At 65.5% G+C, this 19,025-nt stretch carries 19 protein-coding genes and 1 pseudogene; 13 read left to right on the top strand and 7 right to left on the bottom strand.

Going from position 1 to position 19,025, the window contains the following annotated elements; genetic code table 11:
- The first annotated feature begins 144 nt into the window (after positions 1 to 144).
- From AC0GNO_RS16960 to tfpZ, 8 genes are all read left to right on the top strand, one after another.
- On the top strand, positions 145 to 2,856 hold the full coding sequence (locus AC0GNO_RS16960) for a CHASE2 domain-containing serine/threonine-protein kinase (RefSeq protein ID WP_472904818.1): 2,712 nt from the start codon (positions 145 to 147) through the stop codon (positions 2,854 to 2,856).
- A 33-nt stretch (positions 2,857 to 2,889) separates the two neighbouring features.
- Positions 2,890 to 3,684, top strand: a complete 795-nt coding sequence (locus AC0GNO_RS16955; protein WP_472904817.1) for a Stp1/IreP family PP2C-type Ser/Thr phosphatase — start codon at positions 2,890 to 2,892, stop codon at positions 3,682 to 3,684.
- A 33-nt stretch (positions 3,685 to 3,717) separates the two neighbouring features.
- Complete coding sequence (locus AC0GNO_RS16950) at positions 3,718 to 4,344, top strand: FHA domain-containing protein (protein ID WP_472904816.1); 627 nt, start codon at positions 3,718 to 3,720, stop codon at positions 4,342 to 4,344.
- Positions 4,345 to 4,411: 67 nt separating this feature from the next.
- Positions 4,412 to 6,661 (top strand): CHASE2 domain-containing protein, encoded by a 2,250-nt coding sequence (locus AC0GNO_RS16945; protein WP_472904815.1) that lies wholly within the window; start codon positions 4,412 to 4,414, stop codon positions 6,659 to 6,661.
- 36 nt (positions 6,662 to 6,697) lie between these two features.
- Positions 6,698 to 7,501 (top strand): 3',5'-cyclic-nucleotide phosphodiesterase, encoded by an 804-nt coding sequence (locus tag AC0GNO_RS16940; protein WP_472904814.1) that lies wholly within the window; start codon positions 6,698 to 6,700, stop codon positions 7,499 to 7,501.
- Positions 7,458 to 7,808, top strand: a complete 351-nt coding sequence (locus tag AC0GNO_RS16935; protein ID WP_472904813.1) for a hypothetical protein — start codon at positions 7,458 to 7,460, stop codon at positions 7,806 to 7,808. The genes AC0GNO_RS16940 and AC0GNO_RS16935 overlap by 44 nt, the downstream gene beginning before the upstream one ends.
- 159 nt (positions 7,809 to 7,967) lie before the next feature.
- Positions 7,968 to 8,402, top strand: coding sequence for a pilin (locus AC0GNO_RS16930; RefSeq protein ID WP_472904812.1), 435 nt, complete (start codon positions 7,968 to 7,970; stop codon positions 8,400 to 8,402).
- 171 nt (positions 8,403 to 8,573) lie between these two features.
- Positions 8,574 to 9,350 carry a TfpX/TfpZ family type IV pilin accessory protein gene (tfpZ, locus tag AC0GNO_RS16925; protein ID WP_472904811.1) on the top strand — a complete coding sequence of 259 codons (777 nt, stop codon included), beginning with the start codon at positions 8,574 to 8,576 and terminating at the stop codon, positions 9,348 to 9,350.
- A gap of 66 nt (positions 9,351 to 9,416) precedes the next feature.
- Here tfpZ and AC0GNO_RS16920 read toward each other — a convergent pair.
- Positions 9,417 to 9,557 (bottom strand): annotated as a pseudogene (locus AC0GNO_RS16920) (cyclic pyranopterin monophosphate synthase MoaC); the annotation flags it as partial.
- 104 nt (positions 9,558 to 9,661) lie between these two features.
- Here AC0GNO_RS16920 and AC0GNO_RS16915 point away from each other — a divergent pair.
- On the top strand, positions 9,662 to 9,940 hold the full coding sequence (locus tag AC0GNO_RS16915) for a type II toxin-antitoxin system RelE/ParE family toxin (protein ID WP_472904810.1): 279 nt from the start codon (positions 9,662 to 9,664) through the stop codon (positions 9,938 to 9,940).
- 22 nt (positions 9,941 to 9,962) lie between these two features.
- Complete coding sequence (locus AC0GNO_RS16910) at positions 9,963 to 10,265, top strand: HigA family addiction module antitoxin (RefSeq protein ID WP_472904809.1); 303 nt, start codon at positions 9,963 to 9,965, stop codon at positions 10,263 to 10,265.
- A 113-nt stretch (positions 10,266 to 10,378) separates the two neighbouring features.
- Here the strand turns inward: AC0GNO_RS16910 and AC0GNO_RS16905 are convergent, their stop codons facing one another.
- Positions 10,379 to 11,380, bottom strand: coding sequence for a GSU2403 family nucleotidyltransferase fold protein (locus AC0GNO_RS16905; protein WP_472904808.1), 1,002 nt, complete (start codon positions 11,378 to 11,380; stop codon positions 10,379 to 10,381).
- Positions 11,381 to 11,473: 93 nt separating this feature from the next.
- Positions 11,474 to 11,974: a cyclic pyranopterin monophosphate synthase MoaC gene (moaC, locus tag AC0GNO_RS16900; protein ID WP_472904807.1), complete on the bottom strand. Its 501-nt coding sequence runs from the start codon at positions 11,972 to 11,974 to the stop codon at positions 11,474 to 11,476.
- Between the two features lie 58 nt (positions 11,975 to 12,032).
- On the opposite strand from moaC, the gene AC0GNO_RS16895 reads away from it, so the two are divergent.
- A complete protein-coding gene (locus AC0GNO_RS16895) occupies positions 12,033 to 13,790 on the top strand; it encodes a M48 family metalloprotease (RefSeq protein WP_472904806.1) in 1,758 nt (585 codons plus the stop codon).
- Between the two features lie 34 nt (positions 13,791 to 13,824).
- Here AC0GNO_RS16895 and AC0GNO_RS16890 read toward each other — a convergent pair whose 3' ends face one another.
- Both AC0GNO_RS16890 and AC0GNO_RS16885 read right to left on the bottom strand, forming a co-directional pair.
- Positions 13,825 to 14,175: a phage holin family protein gene (locus AC0GNO_RS16890; protein WP_472888635.1), complete on the bottom strand. Its 351-nt coding sequence runs from the start codon at positions 14,173 to 14,175 to the stop codon at positions 13,825 to 13,827.
- Positions 14,176 to 14,262: 87 nt separating this feature from the next.
- On the bottom strand, positions 14,263 to 14,982 hold the full coding sequence (locus AC0GNO_RS16885; RefSeq protein WP_472904805.1) for a TerC family protein: 720 nt from the start codon (positions 14,980 to 14,982) through the stop codon (positions 14,263 to 14,265).
- Positions 14,983 to 15,352: 370 nt separating this feature from the next.
- On the opposite strand from AC0GNO_RS16885, the gene AC0GNO_RS16880 reads away from it, so the two are divergent.
- Complete coding sequence (locus AC0GNO_RS16880) at positions 15,353 to 15,772, top strand: DUF3717 domain-containing protein (RefSeq protein WP_472904804.1); 420 nt, start codon at positions 15,353 to 15,355, stop codon at positions 15,770 to 15,772.
- Here AC0GNO_RS16880 and AC0GNO_RS16875 read toward each other — a convergent pair.
- Together AC0GNO_RS16875 and purB are read right to left on the bottom strand one after the other, a co-directional pair.
- Complete coding sequence (locus AC0GNO_RS16875; RefSeq protein ID WP_472904803.1) at positions 15,761 to 16,528, bottom strand: oxygen-binding di-iron domain-containing protein; 768 nt, start codon at positions 16,526 to 16,528, stop codon at positions 15,761 to 15,763. The genes AC0GNO_RS16880 and AC0GNO_RS16875 overlap by 12 nt on opposite strands.
- Positions 16,529 to 16,761: 233 nt before the next feature.
- Entirely contained in the window at positions 16,762 to 18,189 is a 1,428-nt protein-coding gene (gene purB / locus AC0GNO_RS16870; protein ID WP_472904802.1) for an adenylosuccinate lyase, read from the bottom strand.
- Between the two features lie 168 nt (positions 18,190 to 18,357).
- On the opposite strand from purB, the gene AC0GNO_RS16865 reads away from it, so the two are divergent.
- Positions 18,358 to 18,972 (top strand): glutathione S-transferase N-terminal domain-containing protein, encoded by a 615-nt coding sequence (locus AC0GNO_RS16865; protein WP_472904801.1) that lies wholly within the window; start codon positions 18,358 to 18,360, stop codon positions 18,970 to 18,972.
- Positions 18,973 to 19,025 lie beyond the last annotated feature (53 nt).

Here is a 19,025-nt window from a genome sequence, read left to right as displayed (position 1 = left end):
ATCGGCGCTTGATGCGTCACGGCAGCTGCAACAAAATGAAACACCTGCACGCGCGGCGGTCCTGTCGATACCGTGGGATGCCATCCAGCCCTTGCCCCAAGCTTGTCGGTCGCAACGGTCTCCTCACGCCAACAAGGTCGGAAATTGCCCCGCACCCCTGAACGCCGCCAAGCCATGCCGCCGAGCGCCCGCCGCCGGGGCTGGCGCCCGGACGCGCTGCTGGGCCTGGCGGTGGTGGCCGGTGTGCTGGCCTTGCACGCGGCCACCGATCTCTTCAGCGGTTTCGAGCGCCGCTTCTACGACTTCGCCAGCAGCCACAGCGGGCGCGCACCCAGCGACCGCATCGCCATCATCGCCATCGACGACCAGAGCATCGCCAACATCGGCCGCTGGCCCTGGCCGCGCGAGGTGCATGCGCAGCTGATCGACCAGCTCAAGGCCGCTGGAGCCAGAACGGTGGCGCACACGGCGCTGTTTTTTGAACCCCAGACCGCGCGTGGACTGGACAGCCTGCGTGAGCTGCGCACCCAGATCGAGGGCGGCACGCTGCCGGACCTGGGGCCGCTGTCGCGCGAGAGCCTGGTCCGCACCCTCATCAAGGCGGAAGAAAAGCTCGACGCCGATGGCCGTCTGGTCGCGAGCATGGCTCGCGCGGGCAACGTGATCGTGCCTTCGGTGTTTGAACTCGGTGAGCCTCTGGGCCGGCCCGACCAGCCGCTGCCCGCCTTTGCACGGAAAAGCGCGCTGGTGGATGCCACCGGTTTCGGCTTCCCGGCATCGCAGTCGCAGCAGCCCATTGCCGCCATCGGTGAGGCCGCCGTGGCCGTGGCCCATCTCAACCAGTTGCAGGACAGTGATGGCGCGGTGCGCCAGGAACCCTTGTTGCTGAACTTTGACGGCCACGCCGTGCCTTCCATGGGCCTGGCGGTGGCTGCGCACAGCCTGAACCTGGGCGTGCAGGACCTGCGCCTGTTGCCCGGCGAGGGGGTGCAGCTCGGGCGCCTGCGCATACCGACCGACGAACTGGCGCGCGTGCTGCCGCAGTTTTATCCGGACCCAGACGGCCGCCCCGCGTTTGCGGTGGACAGTTTCTACGACGTGGTCTCGGGCAAGATCCCCGCCGCCAAGTACGCCGGCAAGATCGTGATCGTGGGCGCGACCGCGGCCGGGGTCGGCAACGTGTTCACCACGCCGGTGGCGGCCGCCATGTCGCCCGCCGTGATCCTGGCACACATCACCTCCAGCATCCTGCAGGGCCATTTCATCGCCCAGCCGCTGTGGAGCGGTATCGCCGTGGCGGCGCTGGTGCTGGCGGTGGCGGTCTATCTGCTGCTGGCCCTGCCGCGGCTGTCAGCGGTGCGCGGTGCCTGGGTCTCGGGCGCACTGTTCGTGCTGATGCTGGGTGCGGAATACGGCCTGCTGTCCGCGTCCGCGCTGTGGCTGCCGCTGGTGTTCCCGGCCGCGCTGCTGTTGATCGGCCACCTGGCCCTCGTCACGCGGCGCTTCGGGGTCACCGAGGCGCGCAAGGTCCAGACCGATGCCGAGTCGGCCGAAACCAACCGCATGATGGGCCTGGCGCTGCAGGGCCAGGGCCAGCTGGACATGGCCTTTGACCGCCTGCGCCGCGTGCCGCACAGCGAGGCGCTGATGGACAACCTCCAGCAGCTGGCGCTGGATTTCGAACGCAAGCGCCAGTTCAACAAGGCGCAGTCGGTGTACGAACACATGGCCCGGCTGGACCGTGCCGATGCCGATGTGCAGGCCCGTCTGAAACGCGCCAGAAACCTGTCGGAAACCATGGTGTTGGGCGGTGGCGCATCGCACCCGGGCGGCACCCTGCTGCTCACGGGTGGCGGCATCGAGAAGCCCATGCTCGGGCGCTACCAGGTCGAAAAGGAGCTGGGCAAGGGCGCCATGGGCGTGGTCTACCAGGGTCGAGATCCGAAGATCGGCCGCTGGGTGGCCATCAAGACCCTGGCGCTGAGCGCCGAATTCGAGGGCAGCGAACTGCAGGACGCGCGCGAGCGCTTCTTCCGCGAGGCCGAGACCGCCGGGCGCCTGCAGCATCCGCACATCGTCACCATCTTCGACGCCGGTGAAGAACACGACCTGGCCTACATCGCCATGGAATTCCTGCCGGGCCGGGACCTGGTGGCACACACCCGCGCGGACCACCTGCTGCCCGTGGCCACGGTGCTGGACATCGGCGAGCGGGTGGCCCTGGCGCTGGATTACGCGCACCGCCAAAACGTGGTGCACCGCGACATCAAGCCGGCCAACGTCATGTACGCGCCGGAGGCCGGCAGCGTGAAAGTCACCGACTTCGGCATCGCGCGCATCACCGATTCCAGCCGCACCAAGACCGGCATGGTGCTGGGCACACCCAGCTTCATGTCGCCCGAGCAACTGGCCGGGCAGCACATCGATGGCCGCTCCGACCTCTATTCGCTGGGGGTGATGCTGTTCCAGCTGCTCACGGGCACGCTGCCGTTCCGGGGCGACTCCATGGCCGCGCTGATGTACCAGATCGCCAACCAGAGCCCCCCCGATGTGCGCACCCTGCGACCCGGATTGCCCGCCGGGATCGCCGACATGCTCACCCGGAGTCTGGCCAAGTTGCCCGCTCAGCGCTACCAGACCGGTGCTGATCTGGCGGCCGAACTGAAGCGGCTGCGAGCGGAGGTCGATACCCTGGCTGGTACCGATATGCCATTGCGCGACAATGCCAGCAGCGCGGCCGGCCCGTCCGGCCACTTTGAAACCACACAGGTCAGCCCCCAACGTCCGTCAACCACCAGGGTCGCAGCCCCTGATATCGCGGAATATGTGACAAATAGTCGAAATCAAGAACGATGACGAATCACATGTTTGGTTATAAACCTGCTCAACATGAACTTTGAGTACGCCGCCCTCACGGACCCAGGCCTGGTCCGCGACAACAACGAAGACACGGTTGCCGTGGATGCCGAGAACCAGGTGGTGGTGCTGGCCGATGGCATGGGCGGCTACAACGCGGGCGAAGTGGCCAGCGCCATGGCCACCACGTTCATCAAGGAAGAGCTGGGCCGCTGGCTGGTCGATGGCGGGCACGAGGCCAACCCCCGCGAACTCAAGCGGGCGATGGAAATCTGCATCGACAACGCCAACCGTTCGATCTTCAACGCCGCCAACTCCAACCCCATGTACGCGGGCATGGGCACCACCATGGTCATGGGGGTGTTCATGGGAACGCGAGCGATGATCGGCCATGTGGGCGATTCACGTTGCTACCGCCTGCGGGGCACCACCCTGCAGCAGCTCACGCGCGACCACTCTCTGCTGCAGGAGCAGATCGACGCCGGCCTGATCTCGCAGGAACAGGCCCAGTTCGCCACCCACAAGAACCTCGTCACCCGCGCCCTGGGGGTCGAGGACACGGTGTTGCTGGAAGTCAACGAATACCGGGTTGAAGACAGTGACCTGTACCTCTTTTGTTCCGATGGTCTGAGCGACATGGTGCTCGATGAACAGCTTGCCGCGATACTGATGGCGACAGGCGGTTTGCAGGGGAAATGCCGCACCCTGGTCGATGCAGCCAACGGGTACGGGGGTCGGGATAATATTTCGGTGATACTGGTGCTGGCACACTCCAAACAGGTCCGCAGGGGTTTGCTGTCGCGTATGCTTGGCGGCGCTAGTTCTTAAGAATTAATTCATCAGGTTCCACAGGAGTCGGCCATGCCGAAAATGATCGTTTCCATCGATGGCGTCGTCATCAAGGAAGTGCAGCTCACCAAAGACCGCACCACGCTCGGTCGTCGTCCCTACAACGACATCGTGATCGACAACCTCGCGGTCAGCGGGGAGCATGCGGTCATGCAGATGTCTGGCGCCGAGGTGTTTCTTGAAGACCTCAACAGCACCAACGGCACCTATGTGAATGGCAAGGCCATCAAGAAACAGCAGCTGAAGAACGGTGACACGGTCGAGATCGGCAAGTACAAGATCAAGTTCGTGCACGACGGTGTGGTCGAGAACTTTGAAAAAACCACGGTCATCAACGCCGGTGCCGTGGTGGGGGCCGCCGAGCCAGCCGCCCCGGTGGGCAATGGCTCGATCCGCGTCATGTCGGGTGCTGCCGCGGGCCGTGAAGTGCCGCTGGTCAAGGTGGTCACCACCATCGGCAAACCGGGTGTGGCGGTGGCGGCCATCACGCGCCGTCCCCATGGTTATGTGGTTGCGCTGGTCGAAGGCGCCATCAAGCCCACCGTGAACGGCAGCGCCATCGGCACCGAGGCGGTCAACCTGCGCAACGGTGACCTGATCGAGCTCGCGGGCACGCAGATGCAGTTCGTGCAGTCCTGAAGCCCAGCGGCCAGCGGCTCGGTCCGCAGGCCATGAACGGCCTGCATCTTCCATTCGGGCGCCCCCCATGCAGGCCTTGAGCAGACACGGCCCGCGCATCGCTGTCACCTTGCTGCCGCTGCTGCTGGCCGTGCTGCACGCCGTGGGGGTGCTGCCCATGGGCGTGCTGCAGCGGCTCGACGACATCATTTACGACGCTCGCCTGCGCGCCACCATGCCGGCCACGCGCGACGAGCGGGTGGTGATCGTCGACATCGATGAAAAGAGCCTGGCCGAAGTCGGGCGCTGGCCCTGGGCCCGGCACGACGTGGCCCGGCTGGTCGACACCCTGTTTGAAGACCAGCGCATCGCCCTGCTCGGGTTTGACACGGTGTTTGCCGAAGCCGACAACAGCTCGGGCCTGCAACAGCTGCAGCAACTGGCCAGCGGTGCGCTCGCCGACCAGCCCGGTTTTGCCGAACGCCTCCGGCAACTCGAACCCGAGCTGAACCGCGACGCCCGGCTGGCGCGGGCGCTCAAGGACCGCCCGGTGGTCCTGGGCTACTACTTCACCAGCGACCGCGACGGGCGTACCAGCGGTGTGTTGCCCGCGCCGGTGATGCCGCCCGAAGCGCTGGGCGGCCGGCCCATCCTGGCCACGCGCTGGGACGGCTACGGCGCCAACATCCCGCCGCTGGCCGAAGCGGCCCCGCGCGCCGGTTTTTTCAACGCCATCACCAGCCCGGACGGCGTGGTGCGTTCGCTCCCCCTGCTGGCCGAGCACGGGGGGCGCTACTACGAATCGCTGTCACTGGCCATGTTTCGTCTGCTGCTCGGCTCGCCCGGCGTCGAACCGGGTTTTCCCTCCGAGCGGCTGGTGGGTCGCCAGTACCAGGCGCTGGAGAGCGTGCGCCTGCGCCAGGGGGCGTCCACGCTCGCCATCCCGGTGGATCACCGGGTCGCCACGCTGGTGCCCTTCCGCGGCCCCGGTGGCCCGCAGGGCGGGTCGTTCACCTATGTCAGCGCCGCCGACGTGCTCTCCGGACGGGTGGTGCCCGGGCAACTGGCAGGCAAGATCGTGCTGATCGGCACCACCGCGCCCGGGCTGCTGGACCTGCGGGTCACGCCGGTCGGTGAAACCTACCCCGGCGTCGAAACCCACGCCAGCCTCATCGCCGGCCTGCTCGATGGCCAGCTGCTCGTCAAGCCCGACTACGCGCTGGGTTACGAACTGGTCGTGCTGGTGGTCGCCGGCCTGGTCCTGGCGCTGGCGCTGCCCCTGTTGGGCGCGGCGCGCGCGGTGCTGCTGAGCCTGGCGGTGGTGCTGGCGGTGATCGGGCTCAACACCGGGCTGTACCTCGGCCATGGGCTGGTGCTGCCGCTGGCCAGCACGCTGGTGATGGCGGGCCTGGCCTTTGCGCTCAACATGAGCTACGGCTATTTCGTTGAAAGCCGGGCCAAACGCGAACTCGCCCAGCTCTTCGGCACCTATGTGCCGCCCGAGCTGGTCGACGAGATGGTCAAGGACCCCAACCGCTACAGCATGACCGCCACCACCCGCGAACTCACCGTGATGTTCTGCGACATGCGCGGCTTCACGCAGATCGCCGAAACCATGGCGCCGACCGAGCTCCAGGCCCTGCTCAACACCGTGTTCAGCCGCCTGACCCGGCTCATCCGCCAGCAGCGCGGCACCATCGACAAATACATGGGCGACTGCGTCATGGCCTTCTGGGGCGCCCCGGTCGAAACGCCCAGCCACGCCAGCCTCGCCGTGCAGACCGCGCTGGCGATGGCGCAGGCCATCCGCGAGATCAACGCCGAGCGGGCACAGGGCGCCCTGCCCGCCATCCAGCTCGGCATCGGCCTGAACACCGGCGACATGTGTGTGGGCGACATGGGCTCCGACGTGCGCCGCAGCTACACCGTGATCGGCGACGCGGTCAACCTCGGCTCGCGGCTCGAAGGGCTCTCGCGGATCTATGGCGTCGACATCGTCGCCAGCGAAGCCACCCAGGCCCAGGCGCCGGGCTTCGCCTGGCAGGTGCTCGACCGGGTGCGCGTCAAAGGCAAGGCCCAGGCCGTCACCATCGTCACCCCGCTGGGGCGCCGCGAGCAGCTCACGGCCGAACAGGCCGCGGAGCTGGCGCAGTGGAAGCTCGCGCTCCAGGCCTGGCAGGCCCGGGACTGGGACGCCTGCGACGTGCACCTGCTCAACCTGCAGCGCCAGAATGCCAAAAAAGTCCTTTACCGCCTGTATGCCGAACGGGTAGCCTCCATGAGGCGGTTGCCGCCCGACGCCCCCTGGGACGGGACCACCAGCTTTGAGTCCAAATAACCCGGCCCGCTGGGCCACCAACCTGCGACAAGACCGATGAGGGTACGCGTTCTGGGATGCTCCGGCGCCATCGCGCAAGGCTGCCGCACCACCTCCTTTTTGCTCGACGATGACGTTTTGATCGACGCCGGCACCGGCGTGGGCGATCTCAGCCTGGACGAAATGGCCCGGGTCAACCACGTCCTGCTGACCCATTCGCACCTGGATCACGTGGCCAGCCTGCCGCTCATGCTCGACGCCGTGGCCGCGCGCCGCCTGGCCGCGGGCGCCGAACCGCTGCAGGTGCGCGCCCTGCAGAGCACCATCGACGCCCTCAAGGCCCACATCTTCAACAACCTCATCTGGCCCGATTTTTCCACCATCCCCAGCGCCGCCACACCGCTCATGCGCTGCGTGCCCATCACCGTGGGCGAGGTGCTGCAGGTGGGCGGCAAGGCCATCGAGGTGCTGCCCGCCGTGCACACCGTGCCCGCCTGTGGCTACGCCGCCGCCACCGCCTCGGGCCACTGGGTCTTCAGCGGCGACACCGAGCGCAACCCCGCCTTCTGGGAACGCGTCAACCAGCTGCCCGTGGCCCTGCTCATCATCGAAACCGCCTTCAGCGACCGCGAAAAAGAGCTCGCCCGCCGCAGCCTGCACCTCGCGCCCAGCACCCTGGCCGAAGAGCTCGACCAGATCGACCGCCGCCAGCGTTACCCGATCTACATCACCCACACCAAGCCCGCCGAAACCGGACTCATCATGGACGAGATCCAGCGCTTCGACCAGACGCCCAGCCGGGTGGACGACGTGCGCCATGACATCCGCTGGCTCAGCGCCGGGCAGACTTTCGAGCTGTGAGTGGCTCTGGAAGAAGTTGGCGCCGTGCGCCGAGAAACCCATCGACATCATTATTGACACCCCTGTCGTGGTGGCCGGCCTGATCTGCCCGCAACCCGACTCGCCAGACCCGGGCGATCCGTTCTTGTGGAACCTGCTGGCGCTCAGCCCCGATCTCATCCTGGTCACGGGCGACCGCGTTTGTTGCCAGACGCCGGCCTGGGGCAGCGGGTCATCACACCGCTGGCGCTGGCATCACGCCTTCAACACTGAACACAAAGACCTTGCCGCCGCAAGTGACAATTTCTGTCTGCCCAGACCGGGGTGACAAAAATTGTCAGTAGCAAAAAGCATCACAGGACACAAATCGTCACATGCACCGGCTGCGGCGTGAAAAAGACCGCAGAAACCCGGCCTTGTCGGGTTGGCACGGACCCTGCTCAGGAGAACGCGTTCCTCTCCCCCAACCACCCAAGGAGTTTTCGCAATGAAGCGTTCCATGCAAAAAGGTTTCACCCTCATCGAACTGATGATCGTGGTGGCCATCATCGGTATTCTGGCCGCCGTGGCCCTGCCGGCTTATCAGGACTACACGGTGCGTGCCCGTGTTACAGAGGGCCTGAACTTGGCCAGTGGCATGAAGCCAACCATCTCCGAAAACATTGCTGCCAATGGCGGCACCATTGCGGCAGGCTCCTGTGCTGGTGTGAACAACATTGGTGCTGTGGGTGCCGTGACTTCCGTGGTTTGCACTGACGATACTGGTGTTGTGGTAACGACTATGAATCCCACCGCCAAAAGTGTGGTCTTTAGTCTGACTCCTGCTACGGGTGTGGCAGGTGCGATTGACTGGGCTTGCACAACGGCTGCTACTGCTAACTACAAGTACGTGCCCAATGAGTGCCGTGCTGGTGGTGCTTAATGTCCAAGGAGGCGAGTGACGCAGGAGAATGAATTTTCTGCTCTTTCGCTCTTCTGAAAGAAAAGACCGCTTTGGCGGTCTTTTCTTTTTCGCGCTACCAACCAGATTCAATTCAAGCGGGGGCCACAGACAATATAGGCATCAATGATGATGCGATCTTAAACTGATGCTATGAAGCTTTTCAACGTTTCGAGAATCGGGTTTGCTCTCCGCTGGAGCTTCTATCACTTAATCGGCAGTTTGTTTGTGGCATTGCTGTCATCAGTCGTGGTGTTTAGTGGTTGGTACCCAAATCCTTGGCGCACCATGCTCGGGGTGACCCAGATTTTCCTTCTTGTCGTTCTGGTGGATGTGATTTGTGGCCCGATGCTCACACTAGTCTTGGCGAGTCCGCGGAAATCCGTGCGTGAACGGTGGGTCGATCTCACCCTGGTCGTGGTTATCCAGCTGGGTGCCTTGTTTTACGGACTGTTTTCAGTCTTTTCAGCGCGCCCGGTTGTGCTGGCATTTGAAACAGACCGTTTTGTTGTGGTGACTGCCAATGAGGTTCAGACCACTGACTTCACTCAGATTTCGAATGAGTTTCAAAATTTGCCTTGGTTTGGTCTTCAAAGGGTAGCTGTGCGCGCTCCTCGATCCTCACAAGAGCGGCTTGAAAGCTTGGAGGCTTCATTGAACGGCGTGCCTCCTTCGCTGCGACCGTCTTGGTGGATCCCGTATTCCGAGGTTCAAGCTGAGATTGCACGACGTGCCAAGCCTCTGACTGTGCTCCAAAGCGATGACGGAGCTCAGAAAGTTGTTCTAGAGGACGCTGTCCGCAAGTCGAAAATCCCAGCTTTCGACCTGAGGTACCTTCCCCTGACTTCCAGCAAAGATCTGGGTTGGATCGCACTTCTGGACAAGTCTGGGCAGGTTGTGGGCTATGCGCAGATTGATGGATTCAAATGATATCTGGTTGACGCTCTTAATTTGCGGGGGTGTCAGCGTGACACTCCCGCACATATTCCGCTCTTCCCCCCGCTTCTCCATCAACCGCACCCCGCCAATGATCATTCCCCGGTGCACCGCCTTGCACATGTCGTTGATCGTGAGCAGGGCCACGCTGCAGGCGGTCAGGGCTTCCACTTCCACACCGATCTGGCCGGTGCATTCGGCGGTGGATTGGCGCAACGGATTTTGACCGTGGTTTTCTTTGGCGTGTCATGTGGGTCACCGGCAATATATGCCGCTTACCGGTATGCGGTATAAAATGACGCTCCATGATCCAGTCGTTCAAGTGTGGTGATACGCGGGCGCTTTATGAGACCGGCAAGTCCAGGCGATTTGCCAACTTCAAGGAAGTGGCGGAGCGCAAACTGACCCAGTTGGCCGCAGCCACCACGCTGGAATTTCTGAGGTCTCCGCCGGGTAACCACCTTGAGGCCTTGTCGGGAGACCGCATCGGGCAGCACAGCGTGCGCATCAACAAACAATGGCGGGTGTGTTTTGTGTGGACCGCGGAAGGTCCAGCCGATGTGGAGATCGTTGATTACCACTGATTCTTTTGCCAAGGAGGGCAGCATGATCAAGAACGGAATGCGGCCGGTGCACCCCGGCGAGGTTTTGCGAGAAGATTTTTTGAAACCGCTGGGCATGAGCGCCAATGCGCTTTCCAGGGCGTTGCATGTGCCGGCCGGGCGGATCAATGACATCGTGCTGGAGCGTCGTGGCGTGACGCCAGACACAGCCCTGCGTCTGGCCCGCTTCTTTGGCGGCGATGCCCAGTCCTGGCTCAATCTTCAGCAGATGCACGACCTGAAGCTGGCCGAGCGGGCCATGGCCAGTCGGATCGAGGCTGAGATCGAGCCGATGGCGGTTTATTGAGTGCCTGTGCGGGGTTTCAGGTCACCAGGGGCGTACCCACCGCAGCCGTCGCCACAAAATGCCCGCTCTTCCCCCCCGCTTCTCCATCAGCCGCACCCCGCCAGCCCGGACACTCAGGTCGAGTCCGATTCGTTGCCACCTTGGCTTGTGCTCATGCCTTTGGCGCTGTGCAGGTGGACCAGATAGTCATCCCAAAGGCGCTGAACGATCTGGGCTTGCAGCGCGTCTTTGGGGCGCTTGAGCGGGTCGCGCTGGGTTGACGCGGCGATGCTTGTCTTGACCCTCACGAAGTCCAATGGATGCACCGTGCGCATCAAGGCCATGTCGCCCTTGGGCGATACCACCATCTGCTCAAACTTCCGGCCCGACACCAGCTGGTTGCCCGACGGAACCTGCACGGCCCAGAAGTCTTCTTCCTTGGTGCTCATGGGCAAAGGGTGGGGATCGTCATCGATCGCGGTTCGACGGATCAGGTCGATTTCAAAGCCGTCGTCATTGACCGCCGTCTGCAACTGGTCTGACCGGATGCGAAAGGTCTTGTCGGCCTTGCGGAAAATGTCGATCAGCGACGAGTCCAGCCGTTTCAGGGTGGTCACGAACGACACATGTTGGCGGGTGTCGTACAGCAGGTCCATGTCGCGGGTGGCCAGCGCGTCGGTGCCCACGCGCACGCCGCAAGCCGACTCGTAGGCGTACAGCGCATGGGTGCCCACGGTCAGGAACTGTTCGGCGATGCCCGCCTTTTCCATCGATTGCAGCAGCGAGACCACGACCTGCGGTGTGCGTCCAACGCCATAGACCTTGTTGAGCTTGCGCATTTCGTCGAGCTTCATGGCGAGGGATTTCTGGCTTCGCTCCAGCTGGGCCTTTCGGTTCATGAAGCTGGCATAGATGGCGCTGGTCTGCTCAGATTCTTTGCCCAGTGAATGCTGCGCGCCCGCTGCCGACACGCGGATCAGATACCTGACACCTCGCAGGTCGCGCCAGAACATCGACCCGCGCACGGTCAACGCTTCTTTCACGGCGCGACCATGGGCGCCGAACACCGCTGTGGCGTCGGTGTATTGGCGCAGCTGGTTCTCGTTGTTTTCAGTGACGAGATGCGCCAGGTTCATGATGTGTTCAGTGAATTTTATGAAAAATTACTTTTACACTGAACAGTGTTTTAAATCAACAGTTTGTAGTTGAATTGACTTGGGTGCCTCGCATCAGCCCGCCACAAAGTGCCCGCTCTTCCCGCCGCGCTTCTCCATCAACCGCATCCCGTCCATCGTCATCCCCCGGTCCACCGCCTTGCACATGTCGTAGATCGTGAGCAGGGCCACGCTGCAGGCGGTGAGGGCTTCCATTTCCACGCCGGTCTGGCCGGTGCATTCGGCGGTGCTGCGGCACAGCACGCTGTTTGACTCAGGCTCCACCTCAAACTCGACCGCCACGCGCGTGAGCGCGATCGGGTGGCACAGGGGGATCAGGTCGCTGGTCTTTTTGGCGCCCTGGATGCCGGCGATGCGGGCGATGCCGAGCACGTCGCCTTTTTTGGCGCTGCCGCTCTGGATCAACGCCAGCGTGGCGGGCTCCATGCGGATGCGGCCTTCGGCCACCGCCACGCGGTGCGTGCTGGCTTTGGCGGCCACGTCCACCATGTGGGCCTGGCCCTCGGCGTCGAAATGGGTGAGCGGGCTGGGGGTCGGGGTGGTCGGGTGGTTCATGGCGGGCTTTTGCGCAGTCTTTACAGAAACCTGGGGGCGTTGGCGGCATCATACGGGGATGCGCCTGCTGACGACCCCCCGATTCCCGCTGCCCCGACGCCTCTTTTCCGTGCCCGTGCTGCTGGCCGCGCTGGTCGCGGTGCCGGTGTCCCTGTCGAACGCCCAGACGAACCCCGCGGCCGGTGGCGCGCCGGGAGCGGCTGCAGCGCGCGGCGGGCTGCCCAGCCTGGGGGACGAGCAGGGCATGTCGATCGCGGCCGAGCGCCGCCTGGGCGACCGCATCGCGCGCGACATCTACCGCGACCCGGATTACCTGGACGACCCGGTGCTGGGCGACTACCTGGCGGCGATCTGGCAGCCGCTGCTGGGCGCGGCGCGCGCGCGCGGCGATGTGCCGCCCGAGTTGTCGGAGCGGCTGGCCTGGGAGCTGATGATTTCGCGCGACCGGCGGGTGAACGCCTTCGCCTTGCCGGGGGGTTACCTGGGCGTGAACCTGGGCCTGCTGGCGGTGACCGAGCGGCCGGAGGAGCTGGCCTCGGTGATGGCGCACGAACTCAGCCACGTGTCGCAGCGCCACATTGCGCGCCTGGTGTCGAACCAGGACCGCATGGCGCCCTGGATGCTGGGCGCCCTGATCCTGGGCGCGCTGGCCGCGCGCGCCAACACCGAGGTGGCCAACGCCGCCATCATGGGCAGCCATGCGGTGGCGATGCAGACCCAGCTGAATTTTTCGCGCGACATGGAGCGCGAGGCCGACCGGGTGGGCTTTGGCGTGCTGACCGGTGCGGGTTTCGAGGGGCAGGGTTTTGTCGACATGTTCGACCGCCTGCAGCAGGCCGCGCGCCTGAACGACGACGGTTCCTTTCCTTACCTGCGCAGCCACCCGCTGACCAGCGAGCGCATCGCCGACATGCGCGCGCGCCTGCCGCTGGCGACGGCGAGCGCCCGGCCGGGCGTGGGGCCGCTCCGGTCCGCGGTGCCCGGCGCTGCTGCCGAAACGCCCGCGGCCGGTGGGTCAACCGGCCTGCGGCTGGACCTGCCGGCGCTGGCCAGCGCCGCACCGGGCCCTTCCGGGCGGGTGACGTCCCTTTCCAGCACCCCCACCGTCAGCGTCGAGCGGCATGCCCTCATGGCGGCGCGTGCCCGCGTGCTGGCCGAAAACGGGCCGGACCGGCTGCGCGCCTGGTTGCAGATTGGCCAGGGCGCCAGCGCCACGCCCGGTGTGCGTTATGCGGCCGCCCTGTCGGCGCAGCGCCTGGGGCAGCGCGATCTGGCGCTGGAGCTGGCGCAGCGCCTGCGGGGCGCGGTGGCGGCGAGCGCCCGGCCTGCCGCCGACGCGCTGATGCTGGAGTTGCTGCTGAGCGCACCCGCCGCGGGCGGCCAGAGCAACAGCCGCGTGGATCCCAGCGGTGCCTTGCTGGCGGCCCTGCGCGACCAGGCCCTGGCGGGCGATTCGCGGGCCGACCTCTTGCTGGGTGCGCAGGCCGCGCTGGCGACCGGCGTCCCGGAGCGCGCGGTGGTGCGCCTGCAGGCCTGGGTGGTGCAGCGCCCACGCGACGCCATGGCCTGGCAGGTGCTGGCGCGGGCACACCAGGCGCAGGGGCACACGCTGCGGTCGATCCGCGCCGAAGCCGAATCGCGCGCCGCGCACCTGGACTTCGAGGGGGCCGCGGACCGCTTCCGGGCCGCGCAGGCCTTGCCGGCGGCGCAGCGCGCAGCGGACCCGATGGAGCTCGCCATCGTGGACAGCCGGCGCCGCGAGGTGGAGCGCCTGCAGCGCGAGCTGGCGCTGGAACTGGAGAGCGAGAAGCGTTAGGGCCGCACCCGGTCGCCAGGACCGGACAAGCCGTTCAACCCCGTGATACCGTCTTGAGCGCGGCGTCCACCACCAGCATCAGCGCCGAGTAGATCAGCGAGCCCAGCAGCGCGGCCCAGAAGCCGTTGACACCGAAGCCATTGAGCAGGCTGGCGGCGGCCCAGAACAGCAGGGCGTTGATGACGAACAGGAACAGGCCCAGCGTGATCACCGTCACCGGCAGGGTGAGGATCACCAGCACGGGGCGCAGGACGATGTTGAAGAGGCCGATCACGGCCGCCGCGATGAGGGCCGAGGTGAAGCTCTGGATCTGCACGCCGGGGTAGAGGTAGGCCACCAGCAACAGCGCGCAGGCCGCGAGCAGCCATTTGAGGATGAGTTTCATGCGGGCAGCATAGCATCGGGCGCACGAAAAAGGGCGGCCACCCGCAGGTGCCGCCCCGTTTTCCGTTCACCGGTTCGGGCGCTTGGCTTATGCCTCGGCCGGCTTCTGGCGCGAGGCCACGATCTTGCCGATGGCCAGCACCAGCAGCGCGCCGGCCACGGCGGCGGCGTAGTGGAAGGTGGCGCTCTGGGACAGCTTGGGCATCCAGGCCATGTTGGCCGGGTCGGCCAGGGCCGGGTCGGACACCAGCATGCCGCCCGCGATCCAGCCCAGCAGCATGCCACCCGCGACGATGATGGAGGGGAACCGCGCCATCAGCTTGATGACCAGCGTGCTGCCCCAGACGATGATGGGGATGGAGATCAGCAGGCCGAGCACCACCAGCAGCATCGAGTGTTCGCCCGCGTTCTGCGCGGCACCGGCGATGGCGATCACGTTGTCCACGCTCATCACCAGGTCGGCCACGATGATGGTCTTGATGGCCGCGAACAGCTTGTCGCTGCCCTGGATGTCGCCGTGGCCGTCTTCGTCGGGCGCGATCAGCTTCACGCCGATCCACACCAGCAGCACCGCGCCCACCAGCTTGAGGAAAGGCACGTTGAGCAGCGTCATCGCGAAGGCGATCAGGATCACGCGCAGGACGATGGCGCCCGCGGTGCCCCAGAGGATGCCCTTGGTGCGCTGCGCGGGCGGCAGCTTGCGGCAGGCCAGCGCGATCACGACCGCGTTGTCGCCGCCGAGCAGGATGTCGATGATGATGATCTGTCCCAGGGCGACCCAGAACTGGGGTGATGTCAGGAAATCCATGTGGTCCTCTTGGTGTTGGGGAATGAGGCCCAGACCTCGGCCGATCGACGGGCGCCGACCGGTCGCTTGGCGCACGCTGCGAACGCACCGTGGCAAGGGCAGGCAGGCCTTGATCGGCCTGGGCGGGCCTATCAAAGGTCTTGCTCAGGCCGGTGACGGATCACCGGTCTCGGATCGCCGGAAGCAGATGCTTCGTCCTGACGACGGTCCGAACGGTCATGATCGGCGGGCCGGTTGGCCGCCACCCTGACCGGAGAGCTACTCCCCTTCGAGTGCCGCGATTGTATAGAGGCGTGGCTGTCAGCGGCTGTCAGGGGCATACGGACTTTCCACAAACCTGCAGCGGGGGGCTGGCTATCATCCAGTCCCCATGGCCAGCATCCACATCTCCGATCTCGAAGCCGCGATCAACTACTGGCGCGAGCGCTCACCCTCGTCGGATGGCCTGGCGCTGGCTGAGCCCACGCGCGCGCTGGCCGAGCTGTATGCCGGCATGGCGTACCGTCAGGAAACCGAGGTCGAGGAAGCCAGCCTGTTGCCACCGGTGCGCGAGGCCTGGCTGGCCTGGTTCCAGACCATGCCGGACACCCCCTGCATCGCCATCTGCTCCACCAGCCAGGGGGATGCCGTGTGCAAGGGCTGCGGCCGCACCTTTGACGAAGTGCAGCGCTGGACCGGGATGACGCCGGGCGAAAAGCGCGCGAGCTGGCGGCGCATCACGCTGGAAGGCACCGCCTGGCGCTTCAACCGCTACGCCGAGCGGGCGATGGAACAGCCTTCAGGCTGGTAGGGTGTAGTTCGCCTGCGTCATGTTGTCGACGCCGCAGTTCACCGTGACGATCCAGTCGAGGAACTCCTGCACCGCGGCGCCCGCGATGGGTGCGCCGTGCTGCGGCACGATCATGTGGATCGGCAGCGTGCGTGCCATGTTGGCCCACAGGCGCAGCACCTTGTTGCAGACCATGTAGCGGCGGTGGAAACCCTCCATGCGCGGCAGGTGGGGGGCCAGCGAGGTGATGGGTTGGGCGGCGTCGGCCGAGGTGCCCAGCGACACACCGAGGTCGCCCGAGAAGAGGATGCGGCTCACCGGATCCCAGAACTGGAAATTGCCCTCGGCGTGCATGAAGTGCGCCGGCAATGCCACCAGCTCGGACCGGCCGAGCGGAATGCGCATGCCCGGGTCGGGGATGCCGATGATGCGCCCCGCGGTCTTGCCCGGCTTGCAGAAATGCGGCGCGAAACGTTCCCACAGGGTCGAGATGTAGAGCGTGGCCTGGGTGCTGGTCATCCAGCGGTCGAGCGAGGCGATGATGTCCGGGTCGGCGTGCGACGCCAGAATCTCGGTCAGTTTGCTGGGCTGGAAGTAGCGCCCGATGGTCAGCAGCAGCTCGTTGTAGGCCACGTTGCCGCCCGGGTCGATGATGGCGCCCTGCTGGCCATCGATCACCAGGAACTGGTTGGCCTGCACCGCTTCACCGCCCTCGTCGCTCAGGTGCGCGAACATCAGGCACACATGGCCGTCTTGGTTGAACAATTCAATGGCCATGGGGATGGTTGTGGGTTCTTCTGAAGGCGCGATGCATGCGCGGGACGGTGGGCGCTGCCATCATGAATGCTGGTTGCGCCACATCAACTGGTCGGTGCACTTTGCCAGCAAAGCCGCATGTTCAAGCCAACAGGCCACACAAACAGGTCACAAAAACAGATCGGTCCGAGAATTATGTCACGCCATTTCGGGGCAGCCGGGGCTGCCCGGGCCGTCCGGGCGGGGCACAGGGATCAGACGCGCTGCGCCAGTTCCGTGGCTTTGCCGACGTAGCTGCCCGGCGTCATGGCCAGCAGGCGGTCCTTCTCGGCCTGCGGGATGTCCAGGCTGCGGATCAGCGCGTGCAGGGCCTCGGCGGTCACGGTCTTGCCGCGGGTGACTTCCTTGAGCTTTTCATAGGCACCGGCCACGCCGAACCGCCGCATCACGGTCTGGATCGGCTCGGCCAGCACTTCCCACGACGCGTCGAGATCGGCGGCCAGCGCTTCTTCGTTGAGTTCCAGCTTGCCCAGGCCCACGCCCATAGAGTGGTAGGCCAGCACGGCGTAGCCCAGCGCCACGCCCATGTTGCGCAGCACGGTGGAGTCGGTCAGGTCGCGCTGCCAGCGGGAAATCGGCAGCTTTTCGGACAGGTGCTTGAGCAGGGCGTTGGCCAGGCCCAGGTTGCCTTCGGCGTTCTCGAAGTCGATCGGGTTGACCTTGTGCGGCATGGTCGAGCTGCCGATCTCGCCGGCTTTCAGGCGCTGCTTGAAATAGCCCACGCTCACGTAGCCCCAGATGTCGCGCGCCAGGTCGATCAGGATGGTGTTGGTGCGCGCGACCGCGTCGAACAGCTCGGCCATGTAGTCGTGGGGTTCGATCTGGATCGAATACGGCTGGAAGCTCAGGCCCAGGCCCAGCGGCTCGGGCGCTTCGATGACCTGGCGGCTGAAGGCTTCCCAGTCGAAATCGGGCCAGGCGGACAGGTGGGCGTTGTAGTTGCCCACGGCGCCGTTCATCTTGCCCATGAGCTTGACGCTGGCGATCTTCTCGCGCGCCGCGACCAGGCGCACCACGACGTTGGCGATCTCCTTGCCCACCGTGGTGGGGCTGGCGGTCTGGCCGTGGGTGCGGCTGAGCATGGGCACGGCGGCGAAGGCGTGCGCCATCTCGCGCAGCCGGGTGATCACGCCGTCCAGCGCGGGCAGCAGCACCGCGTCGCGCCCGCCCTTGAGCTGCAGCGCGTGGCTGGTGTTGTTGATGTCTTCGCTGGTGCAGGCGAAATGCACGAACTCGGCGGCTTTTTCCAGCTCGGGTCGGGCGTCGAATTTCGACTTGATCCAGTACTCGACGGCTTTCACGTCGTGGTTGGTGACTTTTTCGATGTCCTTGATGGCCACCGCATCGGCTTCGTTGAAGTTCTTCACCAGGCCCATCAGGTAGGTGCGGGCGCCGGGGGAGAGCGCGGGGAATTCGGCAAACCCGGCGTCGGACAGGGCGATGAACCAGGCGATTTCCACCTGCACGCGGCGGTGCATGTAGCCCTGTTCGCTCATGAAAGGGCGCAGCTGGGCCAGACGCCCGGCGTAGCGGCCATCCAGCGGCGAGAGGGCGGAAATCGGCGACAGGGCCGAGGTGGCGGGGGTGGACGAGGCAGAGGGGGAAGGAGAGGTCGGGCGCATCCCGCCATTGTAGGAGGCGGTCCCGTGAGCGGGCCACCGCCGGGCGGCTGGGTCGCGCGGAGCGCCCGCAGCGGCCGGGTGTTTTCCCTGTCATGCGTGTCAGCCGCGGGCCGGGAATCGCTCGCTAAAATGGCCGATCCGCGGTCTACCGTGCAACATGCCTGCTTCATGAAACTCATCGGCGCCATCACCAGCCCTTACGTGCGCAAAGTGCGCATCGTCATGGCCGAGAAGAAGCTGGACTACCAGTTCCTGCCGGAAGACGTGTGGTCCGCCGACACGACCATCGCCGCGTCCAACCCGCTGGGCAAGGTGCCCTGCCTGTTCATGGAAGGCGGCGAAGCGGTGTTTGACTCGCGCGTGATCGTCGAATACCTGGACACGCTGTCGCCGGTGGGCAAGCTGATTCCGACCCAGGGGCGCGAACGCGCCGAGGTGAAAACCTGGGAAGCGCTGGCCGATGGCGTGCTCGACGCCGCCATTCTTGCGCGGCTGGAAGCCACCTGGCCCGGCCGCACCGATGCGCAGCGCTGCGACGCCTGGATCGAGCGCCAGATCGGCAAGATCCACGCCGCCCTGGCCTCCATGAGCCAGGGCCTGGGTGACAAACCCTTCTGCTCGGGCATCCACATGAGCCTGTCCGACGTGGCCGTGGGTTGCGCCCTGGGGTACCTGGGCTTCCGCTTTCCCGGCATCGAGTGGCGCACCACCTACCCGAACCTGGCCCGCCTGGCCGACAAGCTGGCGCTGCGCCAGAGTTTCTCGGACACCCGGCCGGATTGACCCCCCCCCGCGCCGCGCCCAAGGGCGCGTCACCCCCTCAAGGGGGCGGCACT

The sequence above is a fragment of the Hydrogenophaga sp. L310 genome (assembly GCF_055703065.1).
Note: the sequence above shows the minus strand (reverse complement) of the source record. Positions and strands in the feature narration are given on the sequence as shown.